This is a genomic window from Brevibacillus sp. JNUCC-41 (genome assembly GCF_014844095.1).
Taxonomy (GTDB): domain Bacteria; phylum Bacillota; class Bacilli; order Bacillales; family DSM-1321; genus Peribacillus; species Peribacillus aracenensis.
Genome location: NZ_CP062163.1, coordinates 196,352 through 215,495, shown reverse-complemented (window position 1 = coordinate 215,495; position 19,144 = coordinate 196,352). Strand labels below are relative to the sequence as shown.

The 19,144-nt window shown below is 40.8% G+C and carries 21 protein-coding genes, 1 tRNA gene and 1 other annotated feature; all 22 genes read left to right on the top strand.

What is annotated here, in order from left to right:
- Window positions 1-11 precede the first annotated feature (11 nt).
- The gene (sdhB, locus tag JNUCC41_RS01060) at window positions 12-785 is read left to right on the top strand and encodes a succinate dehydrogenase iron-sulfur subunit (protein ID WP_034308984.1); all 774 of its coding nucleotides are present in this window, start codon (window positions 12-14) and stop codon (window positions 783-785) included.
- Window positions 786-1,053: 268 nt separating this feature from the next.
- Window positions 1,054-1,533: an acyl-CoA thioesterase gene (locus JNUCC41_RS01055; protein WP_192205992.1), complete on the top strand. Its 480-nt coding sequence runs from the start codon at window positions 1,054-1,056 to the stop codon at window positions 1,531-1,533.
- Between the two features lie 106 nt (window positions 1,534-1,639).
- Window positions 1,640-1,864: a helix-turn-helix domain-containing protein gene (locus JNUCC41_RS01050; RefSeq protein WP_028392149.1), complete on the top strand. Its 225-nt coding sequence runs from the start codon at window positions 1,640-1,642 to the stop codon at window positions 1,862-1,864.
- A 222-nt stretch (window positions 1,865-2,086) separates the two neighbouring features.
- Window positions 2,087-2,530: a MarR family winged helix-turn-helix transcriptional regulator gene (locus JNUCC41_RS01045; protein WP_192205991.1), complete on the top strand. Its 444-nt coding sequence runs from the start codon at window positions 2,087-2,089 to the stop codon at window positions 2,528-2,530.
- A 10-nt stretch (window positions 2,531-2,540) separates the two neighbouring features.
- Window positions 2,541-3,344 carry a glutamate racemase gene (racE, locus tag JNUCC41_RS01040; RefSeq protein ID WP_098370035.1) on the top strand — a complete coding sequence of 268 codons (804 nt, stop codon included), beginning with the start codon at window positions 2,541-2,543 and terminating at the stop codon, window positions 3,342-3,344.
- Window positions 3,345-3,633: 289 nt separating this feature from the next.
- Window positions 3,634-4,713 carry a GerMN domain-containing protein gene (locus JNUCC41_RS01035; protein WP_192205990.1) on the top strand — a complete coding sequence of 360 codons (1,080 nt, stop codon included), beginning with the start codon at window positions 3,634-3,636 and terminating at the stop codon, window positions 4,711-4,713.
- Between the two features lie 213 nt (window positions 4,714-4,926).
- On the top strand, window positions 4,927-6,009 hold the full coding sequence (locus JNUCC41_RS01030) for a GerAB/ArcD/ProY family transporter (protein WP_192205989.1): 1,083 nt from the start codon (window positions 4,927-4,929) through the stop codon (window positions 6,007-6,009).
- On the top strand, window positions 6,006-7,481 hold the full coding sequence (locus JNUCC41_RS01025) for a spore germination protein (RefSeq protein ID WP_192205988.1): 1,476 nt from the start codon (window positions 6,006-6,008) through the stop codon (window positions 7,479-7,481). Before JNUCC41_RS01030 ends, JNUCC41_RS01025 begins: the two co-directional genes overlap by 4 nt.
- Window positions 7,478-8,599 carry a Ger(x)C family spore germination protein gene (locus JNUCC41_RS01020; RefSeq protein WP_192205987.1) on the top strand — a complete coding sequence of 374 codons (1,122 nt, stop codon included), beginning with the start codon at window positions 7,478-7,480 and terminating at the stop codon, window positions 8,597-8,599. Before JNUCC41_RS01025 ends, JNUCC41_RS01020 begins: the two co-directional genes overlap by 4 nt.
- A gap of 214 nt (window positions 8,600-8,813) precedes the next feature.
- The gene (locus tag JNUCC41_RS01015) at window positions 8,814-9,425 is read left to right on the top strand and encodes an XTP/dITP diphosphatase (protein ID WP_192205986.1); all 612 of its coding nucleotides are present in this window, start codon (window positions 8,814-8,816) and stop codon (window positions 9,423-9,425) included.
- Window positions 9,426-9,427: 2 nt separating this feature from the next.
- Complete coding sequence (locus JNUCC41_RS01010) at window positions 9,428-9,940, top strand: metallophosphoesterase family protein (protein WP_192205985.1); 513 nt, start codon at window positions 9,428-9,430, stop codon at window positions 9,938-9,940.
- Window positions 9,941-10,112: 172 nt separating this feature from the next.
- Window positions 10,113-10,186, top strand: a tRNA-Arg gene (locus JNUCC41_RS01005).
- 192 nt (window positions 10,187-10,378) lie between these two features.
- Window positions 10,379-10,579 carry a hypothetical protein gene (locus JNUCC41_RS01000; protein ID WP_048688856.1) on the top strand — a complete coding sequence of 67 codons (201 nt, stop codon included), beginning with the start codon at window positions 10,379-10,381 and terminating at the stop codon, window positions 10,577-10,579.
- 214 nt (window positions 10,580-10,793) lie between these two features.
- On the top strand, window positions 10,794-11,549 hold the full coding sequence (locus tag JNUCC41_RS00995; RefSeq protein ID WP_228467482.1) for a DUF2087 domain-containing protein: 756 nt from the start codon (window positions 10,794-10,796) through the stop codon (window positions 11,547-11,549).
- An 18-nt stretch (window positions 11,550-11,567) separates the two neighbouring features.
- Window positions 11,568-11,924 carry a GIY-YIG nuclease family protein gene (locus JNUCC41_RS26585; RefSeq protein ID WP_228467481.1) on the top strand — a complete coding sequence of 119 codons (357 nt, stop codon included), beginning with the start codon at window positions 11,568-11,570 and terminating at the stop codon, window positions 11,922-11,924.
- 329 nt (window positions 11,925-12,253) lie between these two features.
- Window positions 12,254-12,427 (top strand): hypothetical protein, encoded by a 174-nt coding sequence (locus JNUCC41_RS00990; protein WP_192205984.1) that lies wholly within the window; start codon window positions 12,254-12,256, stop codon window positions 12,425-12,427.
- A gap of 44 nt (window positions 12,428-12,471) precedes the next feature.
- Window positions 12,472-12,831, top strand: coding sequence for a YidH family protein (locus tag JNUCC41_RS00985; protein ID WP_192205983.1), 360 nt, complete (start codon window positions 12,472-12,474; stop codon window positions 12,829-12,831).
- A gap of 449 nt (window positions 12,832-13,280) precedes the next feature.
- A complete protein-coding gene (locus JNUCC41_RS00980) occupies window positions 13,281-13,556 on the top strand; it encodes a GNAT family N-acetyltransferase (RefSeq protein ID WP_081395481.1) in 276 nt (91 codons plus the stop codon).
- 368 nt (window positions 13,557-13,924) lie between these two features.
- Window positions 13,925-14,185 (top strand) — a binding site (T-box leader).
- Between the two features lie 115 nt (window positions 14,186-14,300).
- Window positions 14,301-16,016 (top strand): acetolactate synthase large subunit, encoded by a 1,716-nt coding sequence (gene ilvB, locus JNUCC41_RS00975; protein WP_192205982.1) that lies wholly within the window; start codon window positions 14,301-14,303, stop codon window positions 16,014-16,016.
- A gap of 3 nt (window positions 16,017-16,019) precedes the next feature.
- On the top strand, window positions 16,020-16,532 hold the full coding sequence (gene ilvN / locus JNUCC41_RS00970; RefSeq protein WP_192205981.1) for an acetolactate synthase small subunit: 513 nt from the start codon (window positions 16,020-16,022) through the stop codon (window positions 16,530-16,532).
- Window positions 16,533-16,586: 54 nt separating this feature from the next.
- Complete coding sequence (ilvC, locus tag JNUCC41_RS00965; protein WP_192205980.1) at window positions 16,587-17,615, top strand: ketol-acid reductoisomerase; 1,029 nt, start codon at window positions 16,587-16,589, stop codon at window positions 17,613-17,615.
- The gene (locus JNUCC41_RS00960) at window positions 17,602-19,137 is read left to right on the top strand and encodes a 2-isopropylmalate synthase (protein ID WP_192205979.1); all 1,536 of its coding nucleotides are present in this window, start codon (window positions 17,602-17,604) and stop codon (window positions 19,135-19,137) included. The genes ilvC and JNUCC41_RS00960 overlap by 14 nt, the downstream gene beginning before the upstream one ends.
- Window positions 19,138-19,144 lie beyond the last annotated feature (7 nt).

Below are 19,144 nucleotides of genomic sequence, written 5' to 3'. Positions count from 1 at the left end.
GGAGCAAAAAAATGGTTGAAACTAAATCTGAGACTAAAACAGTCCGTTTTATAATCACTCGTCAAGATACACCGGATTCAGCTCCTTATGATGAGGAATTCGAATTAGCGTACCGCCCGAATATGAACGTAATTTCCGCTCTAATGGAAATTCGTCGTAATCCAGTAACTGTACAAGGCAAGCACACTACAGCAATCGCATGGGACATGAACTGTCTTGAAGAGGTATGTGGTGCTTGTTCAATGGTTATCAATGGTAAACCAAGACAATCATGTACAGCTCTTATCGATCAATTGGAGCAGCCAGTTCGTCTAGCTCCAATGCGTACATTCCCTGTTGTTCGTGATTTGCAAGTCGATCGCAGCCGTATGTTCGACTCATTGAAAAAGGTAAAAGCATGGATTCCTATCGATGGAACGTACAATCTTGGACCAGGACCTCGTATGCCAGAAAAGAAACGCCAATGGGCTTACGAGTTATCTAAATGTATGACTTGCGGTGTTTGTTTGGAAGCTTGTCCGAACGTAAACAGCAATTCAGACTTCATTGGGCCACAACCATTATCGCAAGTTCGTTTATTCAATGCACATCCAACAGGTGCAATGAACAAAGCTGAACGTTTAAATACGATCATGGGTGATGGAGGGCTTGCAAACTGCGGTAACTCGCAAAACTGTGTGCAGTCTTGTCCGAAAGGCATTCCATTGACGACTTCAATTGCCGCGTTGAACCGTGATACTACGATCCAACAATTCCGTAACTTCTTCGGCAGTGATGAAGTTTAATAACGAACATGAAAGAACCTGTATCTTATGATATGGGTTCTTTTTTTATTGTTTTACGCACGCTGACTTGGTCGGGAATCGATTGCAATATAAAAACGATTGATAACTGGGATTAAAGTGTAAATGCGGCCCAAGCCAACGGTGAACATTTGATTAATGAAGTGAGCTTGATAAAATTAACCTGCTTCAATAGAAAATCCTTTTCATTATCGTTGTTTTCTTATAAAATGAGTGAATAGTCATTCAATTCAGAAAGGGTGTGCACAAGTTGGGCAGAATATCATATATCGATAATATAACGGAGTGGATCAATGATTTTTCTTTTAATCATGAGATTAAGGTCCGCTTTTCGGAAACTGATATGTTTGGGCACTTGAATAACACGATTCCTTTTACTTATTTTGAGGAAGCTCGGATTGAGTATTTCAACAGTATGGGGTTCATGAAGGATTGGGCCTCAGCTGAATGCGGTGAGATGCCGGTTGTTGCAAATTTACAGTGTGATTACCTGAAACAGGTGTTTTTCAATGATCAGTTGACAATCCATGTGAAAGCTGACCATATCGGAAATTCTTCAGTGGACTTGCATTATATGGGGACCAAACAAGATGGTTCAATTTGTTTAACGGGCAGGGGGACGATTGTACAAGTCTCAAAGGCCACCGGAAAGCCCGTACCTTGGACGGAAGAGATGAAACGATCGATGTGGCATACAGAGTTGAACAATCCTAAAAATATTTCCATTTAGACAAGTAAAAGAGTCACTCCATTGCGCCAGCCGACATACTATATCTTGACTAAATAGACACCCACTCCGGGTTTTATGCTGGTGAAGGCAAGGAGGGTAACATTACTTGAAGGAGAACGAATTCACTCATAAGCCACTACTCACCAAAAGAGAAAAAGAAGTATTTGAGTTACTAGTACAAGACAAAACAACAAAAGAAATCGCAGGTGAATTGTTTATTAGCGAAAAAACAGTTCGAAACCATATTTCGAATGCGATGCAGAAGCTTGGAGTTAAAGGACGTTCGCAGGCAGTCATAGAACTCCTTCGTATGGGAGAACTTAAGCTTTAATGTGTTAACTCTTAATACGTAAGCCTTATAAATAATTTCTCTCCCGTTTATTGGCAGCATATAAGGAAGGGCAAAGCAACCTGGTTGTTTTGACTTCTTTGGATGCTGCTTATTTTTATGTATGGGGTTTCATAATGCTTCCAGGCAATCAATCTTGAAAATCATTTCACTTTCATCCAAAATGGTAGTATGATAAGTTTCATGAAGTGGGGAGCTGTGTGTATGGATGAAGAGAAGCAGTCGGCATATGTAGCCGATATCGAGAGGGAATTGCGCTATGTATCGACATGGCTTAAACAAAGGGGAAGAGAAATTCTCCATGATTATAAAATTACCATTCCTCAATTCGTGGCTTTGCAATGGCTTTTTGAATCAGGCGACATGACGATTGGTGAATTGTCCACGAAGATGTTCCTCGCCTTCAGCACAACGACGGACCTGATTGACCGCATGGAGAAACATCAGCTTGTTCAGCGTGTCAGGGATGAAAAGGACCGGCGTGTGGTTCGAATTCACCTTCTTGAAGAAGGTGAACGGATTATCGAAGAAGTAATTAATAAACGGCAGCAGTACTTGAGTGGCGTGTTAGTCAATTTTAACGAATCTGACATCAGGTCCCTCAAAGGGATTTTAGCAAAACTACATCTAGAAATGAAAGAAAAATGAGGCGAGTTTTTTGAAACAACCGATAGGCATCATTGATTCAGGGGTAGGCGGCTTGACAGTAGCTAAAGAAGTCATGCGTCAGCTTCCAAATGAAAATATAATTTACTTAGGTGATACAGCAAGATGCCCTTATGGGCCGAGGACTAAAAAAGATGTCCAAACCTTCACATGGCAGATGACGAGGTTCTTGATGAAGAAGGATATAAAAATGCTGATCATCGCTTGCAATACGGCGACTGCAGCTGTACTGGATGAGATCAGGGCAATACTTCCGATTCCTGTGTTGGGTGTCATCCATCCAGGGGCAAGGGCGGCATTGAAAGTTTCTGATTCCTTGCATATTGGCGTTATTGGTACGGAAGGCACGGTAAAAAGCAAAGCTTATGATGACGCGCTTGCTTCCATCAATTCCGATGTGAAAGTAGATAGTTTAGCATGCCCGAAATTTGTCCCAATCGTGGAAAGCGGGGAGTTTCAAGGGGGTATCGTCAATAGGGTCGTGGCACAAACCTTGAACCCGTTGAAGAAAACGAAGATCGACACATTGATCCTTGGCTGTACCCATTATCCACTGCTCGGGCCTGTAATCTCTTCCTATATGGGGGATGAAGTACAAGTCATTTCCTCTGGGGAAGAGACGGCCCGTGAGGCAAGTGTCATTTTGGATTACTATAAATTAATCAATAAAAGCAAGCTCCGTCCAGTTCATCGCTTTTACACAACCGGTTCAAGAGATATGTTTGGTTCCATCGCTTCGAGCTGGCTCGGTATTCATGTCAATGACATCGAAACAATTAAAATTGATCACTTATAAGGCTTCCATTTGGAAGTCTTTTTTTTCGGTGGGGAAAAACGGAAATATATAGCTGCAACCCAGGATGGATATATCGCTAGAGAAGATGAAGCCTAGTTGGGCTTTTTCAAGGGATAGAAAGGGAATTAAGATTGTTCCTATCAGGATTTCCTGAAATCCCAAAGAAGCTGACAAAGAAGAAGCAGTAAGGGCAAGTTGCCCGGCTCCATTATTAGAGAGAAAAATAATTGGTCTATTTTCCCCTAGGGCTCGTATAAATAGGAGTACAAACTGTCCTAGGAGTGATTTTATGTCCAATAAATCAAAAGTAACAATGGCTGTGACCATTCTGGCATCTTCTTTTTGGCTTTCGGGCTGCGGATTATTTGGCGGTGAAGAGAAAAAGGAAATTGATCCACCAAAGGATGTTACATTAGTCGAGGATGAATCTTCATTGAAAGAAACAGAAATGAATGGTGGGGAAAAGCCAGCGGCTGATGGAGAAAAAGGCGCCGTTGAATCGAAAACGGTGAAGACGGAGTTATATTTAATTGATAAAAGCGGGTATGTGGTTCCACAAACATTGGAACTTCCTAAATCGGAGGCTGTCGCTAAACAGGCCCTAGATTACCTTGTCAGTAACGGCCCAGTCACGGATAAACTTCCAAATGGGTTCAGGGCCGTCATTCCTGCCGATACCCAAATAAGCGTGAACATTAAAGACGGAGTGGCTGTGGCGGACTTTTCGCCGGAGTTCAAAAACTATCAGAAAGAGGATGAACTTAAAATCCTTCAGGCCATTACATGGACCCTGACACAATTCGACTCGGTCGATAAAATCAAAATGAGAATCAATGGAGAAGATATTTCCGAAATGCCGGTCAATGGCACACCGATAGATGAAAATATCTCAAGGTCGTCAGGAATCAATATCGATACGAGTGACGTAGTCGACATTTCCAATACAAAAGCACTGACCGTTTATTATGTAGGCGGTGACGAGGAGTACACTTATTATGTTCCGGTGACGCGCAGGATCAGTGAAACGGTGTCTGATAATGTAACAGCCGTCATTAAGGAATTAACGAAGAGTCCTTCGGGTTCTAGCCTGCAAACAGGGTTCATGAGTGATGTAGCTTTACTTGACGAGCCTAAGGTGGCAGAAGGTAAGGTCAGCCTCAATTTTAACGAAAATATCCTTGGAAGCTTTAAAGAGAAAAAGGTATCACAAGAAGTACTTGATGCCTTGGTCCTTTCTTTAACGGAACAGAAAGGAATTGAAAGCGTTGAAGTACAAGTGCAGGGCAGCGCAGATGTACTTAATGAAGAAGGAAAGAAATTATCCGAACCAGTGGTCCGTCCAGAGAAAGTCAACACAGGCAGTTTTTAAAGAACGATATTATATTTAGAAATAGCACAATGAGGCAGCCTGAAGCTGTCTCTTATTTTTTTGCCTCCAGAATTGAATAACCACCTTTTTAGAGCCCCTGTCGTATAACCCTAATTATTGCATTAGTTGAAAAGTATCGTGAGAAAGTTTTTACATAAATAAATTTTTGAAAGGGGAAATTACTTATAACAATGCAATCAATGGGGGGGTATTATGGATCAAAAAGTCATTCAGGCTGTACACATCTATGTTTTAATCATTATGAATACAGGATTCATGGTACATGTCCTGCTCCTTCCCAATATCTTGACCGCATCTCAACGCGACGCATGGATAAGTGTCATAATAAGTGTTGTTCCCTGTATCATATGGACCCTATTTATTTTTTATATTTATAAAAAACTAGATAAAGAAGATATTATTGCTTTTCTGAAAAAATGGTCTACGCCTTTCGTTACATATATTTTCACAATATCATTTGGGTTGTACTTTATATTTAACGCCTTCATTACCGTCAAATTTACAGTGATTTGGGCAAAGGCTAATTATACTCATGACATACCAAACATCGTAGTCGTTAGCCTATTCACTTTTACTTGTATGTTTGCAACCTATAAAGGAATACGGACCATAAGCACTTTGGCTCTCCTGTTTCTTCCGTTCGTCACTTTTTTCGGGATATTTGTGGGGCTGGGGAATATGAGTAATAAGAATTATGAATTATTGTTCCCGATATTTGAAAGCGGTTATCGCAATACTCTAAATGGAATTTTGTATACGAGTGCAGGATATTTGGAAATTATCGTTTTTCTATTTTTGACTCCTTACCTGAAAGGTAAGCTAAAAGCCAAGTGGCTTTTATTAGTTAGTGTAATTTTAATCATGCTTACGTTAGGGCCCCTCATGGGAGCGATTGCAGAATTTGGTTCTGTGGAAGCAGCGAAAATGAGGAATCCAGCTTATGAACAATGGAAGTTGTTAAGGTTTGGCTATTATATTACTCGACTCGATTTCCTGTCCATTTTCCAATGGCTTTCAGGTGCTGTGATTCGAATAAGTTTATGTTTATTTATAGGATATAAATTAATCTCAAATTCAAAACATCAGAAGTGGATACTGCTTTCCCTATATTTGATGATTGTTTTTGGGACGCTGATCCATTGGGATGCCACTTCATTTTTTTATTTTATATACAAATATTTCTTTCCAATCAGTAGTCTGTTTCTTTTGAGTGCTGCAATTATACTGTTATTCCTTATTATAAAAAAGGGAAAAGGAAAAGGTGAAACATTATGAGGCAGGGAAAATTGAATGGAACTCATTCTTGCATTGACGAAATCCAAAAATGGTTCGAACATTCCTCTGATGTTGTTTTAAGAAAAAAAACATTTGATCCTGAGGGTCGTTATTTGTTGGGGTTTTTATATGCGCCAAACTTAGTCGATATGCAATTCATCAATGAAGTGATACTGCCTGCAATATCAAAAGCGGTTCAAGAAAATGGAGTATTAACAATTGACCGATTGAGCAATATTTTGGAAATCAGTACGCTAAAAAAAGACTCCGATTTAAAAGAGGAAGTAGAAAGCATCCTTTTTTCAGGAGACCTAATCATCATTAATGAATCTTCTAATGAAATTTACTATACCCCATTAGCTAATTCCCCTAAGCGCAGTCCGGAAGAGTCTAATATAGAATCTTCCATTCGCGGACCTAGAGATGGATTTGTTGAGAATATATCGGATAACATGTCTTTAATTCGCCAAAGGTTAAAAACGTCAACACTTAAATGCATTGAATATACAGTCGGGAAAAGAAGTAAAACTAAAATATTGCTGCTTTATATAGATGATATTATTAATCCCTCTATTCTTATGGATATTAAAAAACGATTGGATTCATTAAAGGTTGATATCATAGTCAGCAGTTACCAAGTTGAAGAGCACCTTTATGATACTCAATTTTCCATCTTCCCTTTAATGGATTATATCGGTCGACCGGACTATGTTGTTGAAGCCTTGAATCAAGGGCGCTTTGCCATCCTGGTGGATGGGAATCCCACATGCTTGATCGGACCTACAAGCATTAATCAGTTACTGTACGCTGCTGATGACGCACATGCAAGCTTTTATTACATCAGTTTCATGCGCGTTCTTCGTGTAGTCGCCTTATTTGTAACGGTTACGTTACCTGGTTTTTTTATAGCGTTAGTTTCCTATCAATTCGACCAAATTCCCTTTTCGCTTCTTGCGACGATTTCAATCACGAGACAAGGATTGCCGATACCTGCTTCGTTGGAGGCTTTCATGATGATCATATTGTTTGAACTATTTAAAGAAGCTGGTCTTCGCCTGCCAAAAGCTGTAGGTCCGACGGTTTCTGTATTGGGAGGGTTGATCATAGGTGATGCAGCGATTCGGGCAGGGCTGACTTCACCCTCCATGCTTGTAATAATAGCTGTTACAGTTCTCGCAAGCTATACCTTAATCAATCAGAATATTGCTGGGAATATCGTTCTTATAAGGTTATTCATATTTGCGTGTTCAGCGTTTTTAGGCTTGTTTGGATTCTTCATGGGAATATTCCTTGTCTTGATTGTTGTGCTTTCCTTGGAAAGTTTCGGCCAGCCTTTTGTGAATCCACTTTCCAAACCAAATAAATCGGATTTGCTAAAAGTCTTATTTAAGCTTCCGTATGGGATGTTAAGAAAGCGGAATCAAGCTTTACAGTCCAGTGATAATGAACCTCAAAAGGAGTCAAACAAATGAGAAAGCTAATTGCAGTCATGGTTATTGGCTGTCAACTTTTACTGACGACAGGTTGCTGGGGAATGAAGGAAATTCAAGCCCAAACATATGGATCAGCCCTAGGGATCGATTATAAAAAGGGCGAATTCATCTTGTACTTTCAAGCATTGAATTTTGCGGATATTGCAAAGCAAGAGGGGGCCGCTATATTACAAGAAAAATCTTCTGTTGTCATTGGGGAAGGTAAAGGGGAAAGTATTGAGGAAGCTTTTACCGAATTAGAACAACATGCCGCATTACCGCTGTATATCGGGCATATTAACTCCTTTATTTTAAGTGAGCGTATAATCAAGAATAAAATGAAGGATTTCATTGAATATGTAGGGAAAGAGCCTTTATTGCGATACAATTCATGGCTGTTCGTTACTAATGAGGATATTAAAAAGGTGTTTAGCAGTGATAGTTTCTTTAATCTTCCTAACTTATTCACGATCATTCAGAGGCCAGAGACCGTTATTAATGAGAACTATTTCATTTCACCGTTAAAATTCAATGAACTGGTTTCAAAGTTTTATCAACCGGTTGGTTCCATTTTAATTCCCTCTTTGGTCATAGATGAGCATCATTTCTCAGAGAGCGGGAAAGGAAAGAAGATACCAACGTTGAATGGCGGCTATGTTCTATCAAAACAACAATATAAAGGTTTCGTAAGTAAACAAGATTTGATAGGTTTAAAATGGGTTGAAAATAAGGCGACAGTGATGTTCTTTTCGCTGAACGAACAAAAGGTAAGTGTTGAAATCATGGACCCCAAAACAAACATCATGGTGTTGGAACAGCAAAAGAAACCTTTATATGATTTAGAAGTTGGCGCAAATGGAATATTGAAACAAAACATAGAAAACCTTGATATGGAAAAAATCGAAAAAAAGGTAGAAATAAAAGTTAAGGAAGATATTTTGAAGACATTGGAGACAGGGGAGAAAATCAATACAGACCTTTTTAACATCAGTGAAAAGGCATACAGATACCATGTCAATAAGTGGGATAATAAAATTATTAATTCCTTTGATAAGACTTCAATAAATAACATAAAAGTTAATATCCATATTGAACATAGTGAAAATTACAAACGTTAGATTACATGTTTCGGGTTATTGCAGATGAGGGAGTTGTGTTAGACTTAAGTTATCTGGATGATACAGCGGCCTTTTTTTATCGTGAAAGGGAGCGCTGAATTCTTCCGTTTGGCACTGGAGAAGAAGTGGCTTTTACATATAACGAGTTACAGCGGATTCTTTCTTTGCCCCCAAAAGCTTCATGCCGATAAAATAAAAAAGGGTGAAATGAAAAATGAAGACAGTAATCATTGCAACGAAAAATAAAGGGAAAGCCAAGGAGTTCGAAAGCTTATTCTCTGCAAAAGGATATGAAGTCAAAACACTTCTCGATGTACCCGATGCTCCGGATGTTGAGGAAACAGGCACGACTTTTGAAGAAAACGCGATCCTGAAGGCAGAGGCCATTGCCCATCAGCTGGGCCACTTTGTCATTGCTGATGACTCCGGATTGATTGTAGATGCATTGGAGGGCCGTCCTGGCGTATATTCTGCGCGCTATGCTGGAGAGTCCAAGAGTGATGAAGCAAACACGGAAAAAGTCCTCAGGGAGCTGGAAGGCGTACCAAAAGAGGATAGAACGGCGAGATTTTATTGCGCCTTGGCACTTGCGTCACCCAACCAGGGAACGATTACGGTATCAGGAACGATGGAAGGCTTGATTACAGAACAGCCTTCTGGAACAAATGGATTCGGTTATGATCCCATCTTTATTGTTGAGGAACAGGGCAAAACAAACTCCGAATTGACAAAAGAGGAAAAAAACAAAATCAGCCACCGTGCCAACGCATTGAGGGCTCTAGATGAAAAACTTGATCCATTTTTAAAAAGGGAAGAAGGAATGTGACGATGAAAGTGCTAATAATGAGTGACAGTCATGGCTTAACTCATGAAATCAGCATGATTGCCGACCGTCATAAACAAGAGGTTGCTGCCATGATCCATTGCGGTGATTCAGAGTTGGAAAGAAATGACCCTCACATGTCGGAGTTCTTAGCCGTTCGTGGGAATTGTGACTATGATTCTGCATATCCGAATGATATTGTGGAGAGTATCGCAGGCAAACGTTTCTTCCTTACACATGGACACCTCTATAACATAAATATGACCTTGATGAACCTTTCATATAAAAGTGAAGAGACAGGGGCGGATATTATTTGCTTTGGTCATTCCCACGCTGCAGGCTCAGAATTGATTGACGGCAAGCTCTTCATCAACCCGGGAAGCATAAGGCAGCCGCGTGGACGAAAAGAGAAAACCTATGCCATTTTGGATATCGGAAATGACCAACTTGAAATCACCTTTTATGACCTTGAAGGAAAAATCGTTGAGGAACTAAGAAATGCTTATCAAATGGAATGACTTCATGTATAATGAACAGGAAGCGTTTTTCCCCGCTTCCTGGTTCATAAAAAAAGAAAAAACTTTTTTTGAAAAACCGTTGACTTTCTTTTGATATCCTAATATAATAAGAAGTGTCCTAAGGGAACAGTTAAGGTAATACATAAGTTTTACCGCAACTCATATCATAAATGTCTCAGTAGCTCAGCTGGATAGAGCAACGCCCTTCTAAGGCGTCGGTCGGGAGTTCGAATCTCTCCTGGGACACTAACTAAAAAAGCCAAAACCTTCTAAGGTTTTGGCTTTTTTTACTTTTTGGGCTGTATAAAATAACGAGGATAATTTCGATTCGCCCCCTTTTATAATGTTCGTATAATGATAAGAAGTTTTTTATTTCATATTTATCGCAGGTGGATGATCCTTTTATGTCGAATTTGTTATAAATAAGGAGATGTTTAAATGAATAAAGATAGATTATTCAAGTTCATTCAAACTTCCACTCGGGGCAATTTTTTCTCAGTCGAAATAACCGAAGATGGAACTGAAGTGGTCCAATTAGCCAAGGAGTTAGAAAAAGAAGGAAGAATCAAGTTGAGGGAATGCACACGTAAAGAACAAGGTGTTTATCTGGAAGGAATACTTAAGTTTGTGCCTAGCTAATACTTAATGAGCTCTGACGAAGGACAAATACTATGCTCCATAGAAAAAGGCATCCGTGATCGGGTGCCTTTTTTGTATTTCTCATTCAATGTATTGTTTTTATGATTTCACGGTTGCTGGAATTATAAAAAAATCAGGAAAAACATTGACACAAAGCAAACAAATTAATAATATGTTTATTATATTATAAACTTTATAGGGAAGTGTTTGTTTTATGAAGGACGCTGAAATATTTTGGAGCGCGACTCAGGATGAGCTTAAACAAGGGTATATCGAAGGTGAGAATCAATATGTTTGTTTGCTGTGCGGAACTGCAGTTGAAAAGGGGATCGTATACCCGGAAGATGGAGTTCTTTATGAAGCGAAGAGGTATATGGGAATTCATATTGAACATGCACACCGCTCCGTTTTCGATTACTTGATTGATCTCGATAAAAAACTTACAGGTCTCACGGACCATCAAAGTCGCCTTCTTCGTCTTTTTTACCAAGGGAAGAATGATGCTGAGGTTCAGGAGGAAATGGGGATTGGGAGTCCTTCCACCATTCGGAACCATCGCTTTGTGTTGAAAGAGAAAGAGCGTCAGGCTAAGTTGTTTTTAGCCCTGATGGAACTTTTGAAAGATAAAGATGAACATGCGCCGGCATTTATCCCGCTTCATCAAAGAGCAAGGATGGTCGATGATCGTTATAACGTTACCGAGGATGAAAAGGTGACTGTACTGAAAAAATACTTCCCTAAAGGCAGTCAGGATGCATTAAAGTCTTTCCCGCCAAAGGAAAAACAAAGGCTGATCATTCTTCAAGAAATTATGAACCGTTTTGAAAAAGAGCGGAAATATGAAGAGAAAGAAATCAATCAAATATTGGGTGCCGTTTATCCTGATCATGTTCTATTGAGAAGATATTTAATAGAATATGGATTCTTGGATAGAAAGCCTGATGGGAGCCAATATTGGCTGAAGAAATGATGACTGGAGGCATGAAATATGGATCGTAAAAAAGAATTGAAGCAATTATATAAAGAAACGAAAGTAGAAGCAGGTGTATACCAAATAAGAAATAAGGTGAATAATAAAGTTTTTATCGGAAGCACCAGGAATTTAAAGACGTTGAAGGGGAAACAATTTGAATTGGAACTCGGCACAAACACGAATAAAGTGCTGCAAGGTGAGTGGAACGAATATGGGAAAGAGGCTTTTTCTTTTGAGGTACTGCAGGTAATGAAACCGAAAGAAACAGCTTTTTTTGATGCTAAACGGGAATTGAAAAAACTTGAAGAAGAGTGGCTTGAAAAAATACGGCCATACGAAGAACGGGGATACAATAGAATGAAAACCAACTGACTTGTATGCAGCCTTTAGAGATTCTGAATGATTCCCGGCTCCCGGTGATTGGTGTCCTTTTACACGAATTACTAAACTTGCACAAAGGAACTTCGGATTTGGGTGGGAAGAAAAAAATAAAGACTACATGGATAAGGATAATAAAAACGGCTGAATTTGGGCGTGTTCAAACAGGGAGTCATTTATGGCTCCTTTTTTGCGTGAAGATATTAAGGGATCCCACTTGTTGTTAGTTTTTAAATGGTTTAAGCTAGTAATGAGGGAACTTTTTAAAATAAGGGGAAACCCGTGGGGGACCTTCACTAAATAATTAATTTTAGGAGTTGCGAATGAAAAAAATAGGATGGACGATAACGGGGATAGGGACAATCGTTGCGCTGGGAGCCTTTCTTTATCCTTTAAATGTTATTGATAAAACACTATGTATATATTTATTGCTTGGCGGTGCAGGGCTAATGTTTGTCGGGTCTATGATCAGGGCTTTTCGGCTGCTGAAAAGATGATTGATTTTGAATGTTGATTAAAATCGTGCGATTAAGGTGATGACATGGAGAAAGACCAATTGAAATATGCGCAGCAGCACCTGGCTAATGAACGCACCTTCTTAGCGTGGATAAGAACGGTGATTGCGATAGTGGGGGTTGGTTTTCTTGCGACAAGCCTGCATTTTACTATCGGTGTGCATCGGGATGCCCGGATTGATTTGATCAGTATCGTGCTGGGGATGTTTGCATGTGCATTGGGCTTTGTGATTACAGTTCTGGCGACAATCGGATATCTTCAGAAGAAGCGGCAAATCAATGAAGGAACGTTCCGGCCTTCAAGTTCGCAAGTAATTCTAATCGCTGTTTTTATGGTCATATTGTTATCGATGATCATTTTATATTTTGTGTTCATAAAATTTTAAAAACTGCCCTAACCTATATAGGGCAGTTTTTTTAGTTTCTACTATATACTTATTCTTACATCGTCACGGGAAGATTTATCCCATTAAGTAAATGGTATCAAAAAACGAAAGCTTGAAAAATACGGTATTTCATCTTGAGTTTGAAAGAGTAATAAAAACCTTTTAAAAGAATTTCATTCAGTATTTTACACGTCAGCCATGGGAAAACTTAGTTTTCACCGGAAGGGAATATAAGCTGCAAGGAAAAGATCAATCAAGTATTGTCTTTTGCCTTCTTTGAAAAAATATAACAGCCATCATCAGTTTGTGAATAAACTTAACATGGTCAACGCTAGCTTTAAACCTTTTGGAAGAACTTTACTTTATTCAATTTCGATTACGTTTCTAATATTTGTTTAATTTCCGTTTTGTGAGATATGATAAAGAGGAACGATAAGGAGGTCATCAAGATGGTGGATATCAAAAAAGGTGAAAGTTCTTTTTTTGTCGAAGAATCTGGTGAGAAACTAGCGGAAATCACATTCTTTAAATCAGGTGATGATGAAATCACGGTGGATCATACTGTTGTTTCTGACAAGCTTCGCGGGCAAAAGGTAGGAAATGCCCTAGTTGAAAAGGTAATAGGGTTCGCACGGGAGGAAAAACTGAAAATTGTTCCGGTATGTTCTTTCGTTCAAAAACAATTTGAAAAAAATGCAGAATACGAGGATGTATTGGCTAAATGAACCAGAGGGCTGGACCAGGGGATGAGTAATATCACCTGTGTTCAGCCCTCTGTCATTTTTTTAGATGATCTTCACCCCCGCTATTTGGGAAAATCATTACCGGTGACTGGCATCATGTGGGTAGTGTGATGATATTTCGGTGGGGGAGTTAAATTTAATGGGATGGTTGATTTTTTAAAAATTAAAAATTGAAAAAACTTTTTTTGTAGAATGTGGTCATGGTAGGTATGTAAGCGTATACAACAAATCTTCCAATTTGGAATTATCAAAAAATTTCAAAAAACCTGTTGACTACTACCTTAAATACACGTAAGATAATCACAAATACAAGACATCAAACATAATCGTTTTGAAAAATGTGAATAATGCGAAAAGCATTGAAGAGGATAAGTAGTCTTTTAAAAAAGGCAGTCACAGAGAGCCGGGTAGCTGAGAGCCGGTATTGCCCCCGAAAGATGAACTCACCTTGGAGTTTCAGCTTGAACGTCAGACTAGTAGGGCTGAACGGGTGCGTACCAGTACCCGTTACCAAAACAGAGAATAGTGTATGCTATTCAAAGTGCGCATGGAGTTTCATGCGAAAAAGGGTGGTACCGTGGAGTGGCTCATCAAGCCTTTTCACCCCTTTAACTTGCCGAGTGCAAGTACATTTGGGGTGAAAAGGCTTTTTTGTATGCTTAAAAAGCTGAAAATTCTGAATCTTAGGAAAACGTTTAGTGAAAAAGTGAAGGAGGTTTTTACGAAATGACACAAAAGTCAGTTGTTGCTGATCGGAAGAGTGGAAAGACACATTATAGTGGAGCCGAATTTCTGCTGGATGCATTGAAAAAGGAAAATGTTGAAGTCATCTTTGGTTATCCGGGTGGATCTGTATTGCCGATTTATGACAAGCTTTACAGTTCAGAACTTTTTCATATTTTGACAAGGCACGAACAAGGTGCGATTCATGCAGCGGAAGGATACGCCAGGATTACCGGCAAGCCGGGGGTGGTCATAGTCACATCCGGTCCAGGGGCAACGAACATTGTCACCGGTTTGGCCGATGCGATGATTGACTCTTTACCGCTTGTGGTAATTTCGGGTCAGGTTGCTACCAGTGTAATTGGTTCGGATGCTTTCCAGGAAGCTGATGTACTGGGGATTACTACCCCGATCACAAAACATAACTATCAGGTGAGGAAGCCGGAAGATCTTCCGCGCATTATAAAAGAAGCTTTTTATATCGCTTCAAGCGGCCGTCCCGGTCCAGTATTAATCGATATACCTAAGGATATGGCCATTATACAAGGTGAATCGACGGACAAGGAGCCAGAAATGGATCTCCCTGGCTATCAGCCGACGACCAAGCCTAATTACTTACAGATCAGAAAGCTTGTTGAAGCCGTAAGCGGAGCTAAAAGACCGGTCATTCTTGCAGGGGCAGGTGTCCTGCATGCAAAGGCCTCCCATCTATTAAAGGAATATGTCGAGCAGCAAGGCATTCCAGTCGTCCATACTTTATTGGGTCTTGGAGGCTTTCCAGCGGAACATCCTCTCTTTATCGGAATGGGTGGCATGCATGGCTGCTATGCAGCAAACATGGCGTTATCGAAATGTGACCTATTAATCAATATCGGTGCCAGGTTCGATGATCGATTGACTGGGAATCTAGCGAAATTCGCACAGCATGCAACAGTGGCCCATATCGATATTGATCCAGCGGAAATCGGTAAAAATGTGCAGACAAAAATTCCGGTCGTCGGAAGTGCCAAGGAAGCACTGGCGGAGTTGATTGAGCAAAATGGCAAGAAACCGGAAATTGATGTATGGACAACGCAGCTGACGGCATGGAATGAAGAGTTCCCATTGCGTTATACACATGAAGAAGGCGTACTGAAACCTCAGCGTGTCATCCAGATGCTTCATGAAAAAACGAATGGGGAGGCCATTGTTACGACGGATGTTGGACAGCATCAAATGTGGGCAGCACAATACTATCCGTTTAACAAACCGAATTCATGGGTCACTTCCGGTGGATTGGGGACGATGGGCTTTGGCTTACCATCGGCTCTCGGAGCGCAATTGGCGAATCCGAAAGCGACAGTGCTTTCCATTTCGGGGGATGGTGGATTCCAAATGTGCCTGCAGGAACTTTCGGTCATTGCCGAAATGAATCTGCCGATCAAGATCATCATCGTCAACAACGGGGCACTCGGGATGGTAAGACAGTGGCAGGAACTCTTTCATGATAATCGTTTCTCACACAGTATTTTTCAATCGCATCCGGATTTCGTGAAATTGGCCGATGCTTATGGAATACCAGGATACAAAGTGACGACGGAGGAAGAGGCAAGCAACTGCCTGGATGCAGCGTTAAAGACTGATGGTCCAGTGTTGATTGATTTCCGTGTAAAACAAAACGAAAATGTCTTCCCGATGGTAGCACAAGGAAAAGGGCTTGATGAAATGGAAGGAGTTTAATCAATGAAAGGAATTCTTAGCCTAACCGTGAACAACCGGCCAGGCGTCCTGAATCGGATTACGAACCTGTTCACGAAAAGAAATTATAACATTGAAAGCATGACTGTCGGACCCTCCGAACAGGATGGCATTTCAAGGATGACCTTCGTGGTCGATGTTGATGATGAAGCTGTCATTGAACAGATCACCAAGCAATTGAATAAGCAAATCGATGTTTTGAAAGTATATGATATTACGAATCAATCGATTGTGGCGAGGGAACTTGCACTCATTAAAATATTGGTGACCACACAAACCCGAGCCGAGATTTATTCAGTCATCGAACCATTCCGAGCATCAGTTATAGATGTCAGTAAAGATAGCCTGACAGTTCAAATCACTGGGGAATCAGATAAAATCGAAGCCTTCATTGAACTGATCAAGCCATATGGCATCAAGGAATTGGCAAGGACAGGGACAGCCGCCATCCCGCGTGGAATGCAAATTGCTCACGCTAAGAGTGCGACAATCGTATAAACCAAAACCAAAAAACAAAACAAAAACAATGATGAAAAGGGAGATGTAATTATTATGGCAAAAGTATATTATAACGCAGAAGCAAACGAGAATTTTTTCAACAATAAAAAGGTAGCGGTAATCGGATATGGTTCACAAGGACACGCACACGCACAAAACTTACGTGACAGCGGTGTAGATGTAATCATCGGAATCAGGAAAGGTAAATCATTCGATAAAGCGGTAGAAGACGGCTTTAATGTTTACACAGTGAAAGAAGCAGCTGAACAGGCAGACGTAATCATGAACCTATTACCGGATGAAACTCAGCCGAAAGTATACCAAGAAGAAATCAAACCGGTATTGCGTGCGGGTCAAGCGTTAATGTTCGCACACGGATTCAACGTCCATTTCAATCAAATCGTTCCTCCGGCAGACGTGGATGTATTATTAGTCGCTCCAAAAGGCCCGGGACATCTTGTTCGCCGTACATATGAACAAGGTGCAGGGGTGCCGGCATTATTCGCCATCTATCAAAATGTAACGGGTGAAGCAAGGGAATTGGCACTTGCGTACGCTCGGGGAATCGGTTCTTTAAGAGCTGGCGGTTTGGAAACCACTTTCCAGGAAGAAACGGAAACGGATCTATTTGGAGAGCAGGCAGTACTTTGCGGCGGATTGACTGCCCTTGTGAAAGCTGGATTCGAAACATTGACAGAAGCTGGATACCAACCGGAAGTAGCGTATTTCGAGTGTTTACATGAACTTAAATTAATCATCGACCTTATGTATGAAGGCGGAATGGAAAACATGCGCTATTCCATTTCTGACACAGCTCAATGGGGAGATTTCGTTTCTGGACCACGCGTTGTGACGGAAACTACGAAAGAGTCAATGAAAGCGATCTTGAAAGACATCCAAGACGGTGAGTTCGCTAAGGGATGGATCTTGGAGAACCAAGCGAATCGTCCAGTCTTCAATGCAATCAATAATCGTGAAAACCAACATCAAATCGAAGTGGTTGGCCGTGAGTTAAGAAAAATGATGCCATTCGTGAAACCTCAACAACAAGAGAAAGAAGTGGTAGCCGTTGCGAAAAATTAATATATTTGAAACTACACTTCGAGATGGGGAGCAATCAGCCGGTGTAAATTTGAATTTTACCGAAAAACTTGAAATTGCTTATCAGCTTGAAAGATTGGGTGTTGATATTATCGAAGCCGGTTTTCCGGCAGCATCCAAAGGGGATTTCAACTCCGTACAGGAAATCGCGCGCAAAATCAAAAACAGCTCTGTCACAGGGCTGGCGCGTGCTGTAAAAGGAGATATTGATGCAGCTTGGGATTCATTAAGGGGCGGCGCAGAACCAAGATTGCATACGTTCATCGCCACTTCGCCCATTCATCGTGAATATAAGTTGAAAATGTCGAAGCAGCAAGTGATTGAAAAGTCGGTAGAAATGGTTAAGTACGGGGCAGCGCGTTTTCCGATCGTGCAATGGTCTGCAGAAGATGCAAGCCGTACAGAACTTGACTATTTGGCTGAAATCGTTGAAGCGGTCATTCAAGCTGGCGCCAAGGTCATTAACATCCCGGATACTGTAGGGTATGCAGCTCCAATCGAATACGGAAACATTTTCAGGTACCTTCGTGAACATGTTCCTTCTATTGATAAAGTTAGTTTATCCGCACACTGCCACGACGATCTTGGAATGGCGACAGCCAATTCATTGGCTGCCATCGAAGGAGGGGCTACGCAAGTTGAAGGCACAATCAACGGAATCGGAGAACGTGCCGGAAATGTGGCGCTCGAAGAAGTGGCGATGGCACTCTACATCCGTAAAGATTTCTATCAAGCGGGAACGGATCTTGTATTGAATGAAATTAAAAGGACCAGTGACTTGGTCAGCCGCCTTACGGGAATGCAAGTTCCAGCTAATAAAGCCATTATTGGTGCCAATGCATACGCACATGAATCTGGCATTCACCAGGATGGCGTGTTAAAAGAAAAAACGACGTACGAAATCATATCACCTGAACTCGTCGGTGTTTCGTCCAATTCACTCGTTTTAGGAAAGCATTCAGGACGCCATGCTTTCAAAGAAAGATTACAAGAGTTGAATTTTACGGTAACGGATGAAGAAATGAACTCGTTATTCGTCCAATTCAAGGAATTGGCCGATAATAAAAAGACGATGACGGATGAAGATATCGTTGCACTGGTGCTTGAAGAGAAAGCGACGGATATCAGTTTTTATGACATGGTTGCCTTACAGATTTCCCATGGTACCCATCAGACTGCGACTGCGACGGTAACGCTGAAAAAAGGCGATAATGAAGAGATTCAGGAAGCGGCTACAGGTGCAGGAAGTGTAGAAGCCCTATATAACACGCTTGAAAGATGTTTGGGCAGCGAGATCAGCTTGCTGGACTATCGAATTCAATCGGTCGGCGGCGGAATGGATGCCCTTGCCCAGGTTTTTGTGAAAATAGATTATAACGGGGTGGAAACAAGCGGCCGCGGTCTTGATCAGGACGTCTTGGAAGCATCCGCCAAAGCATATTTGAATGCTGTGAACCGTGTGATCATCATGAAGGAATTAGAAGAAAAAGCAGTATTACTATAGGAAGGGG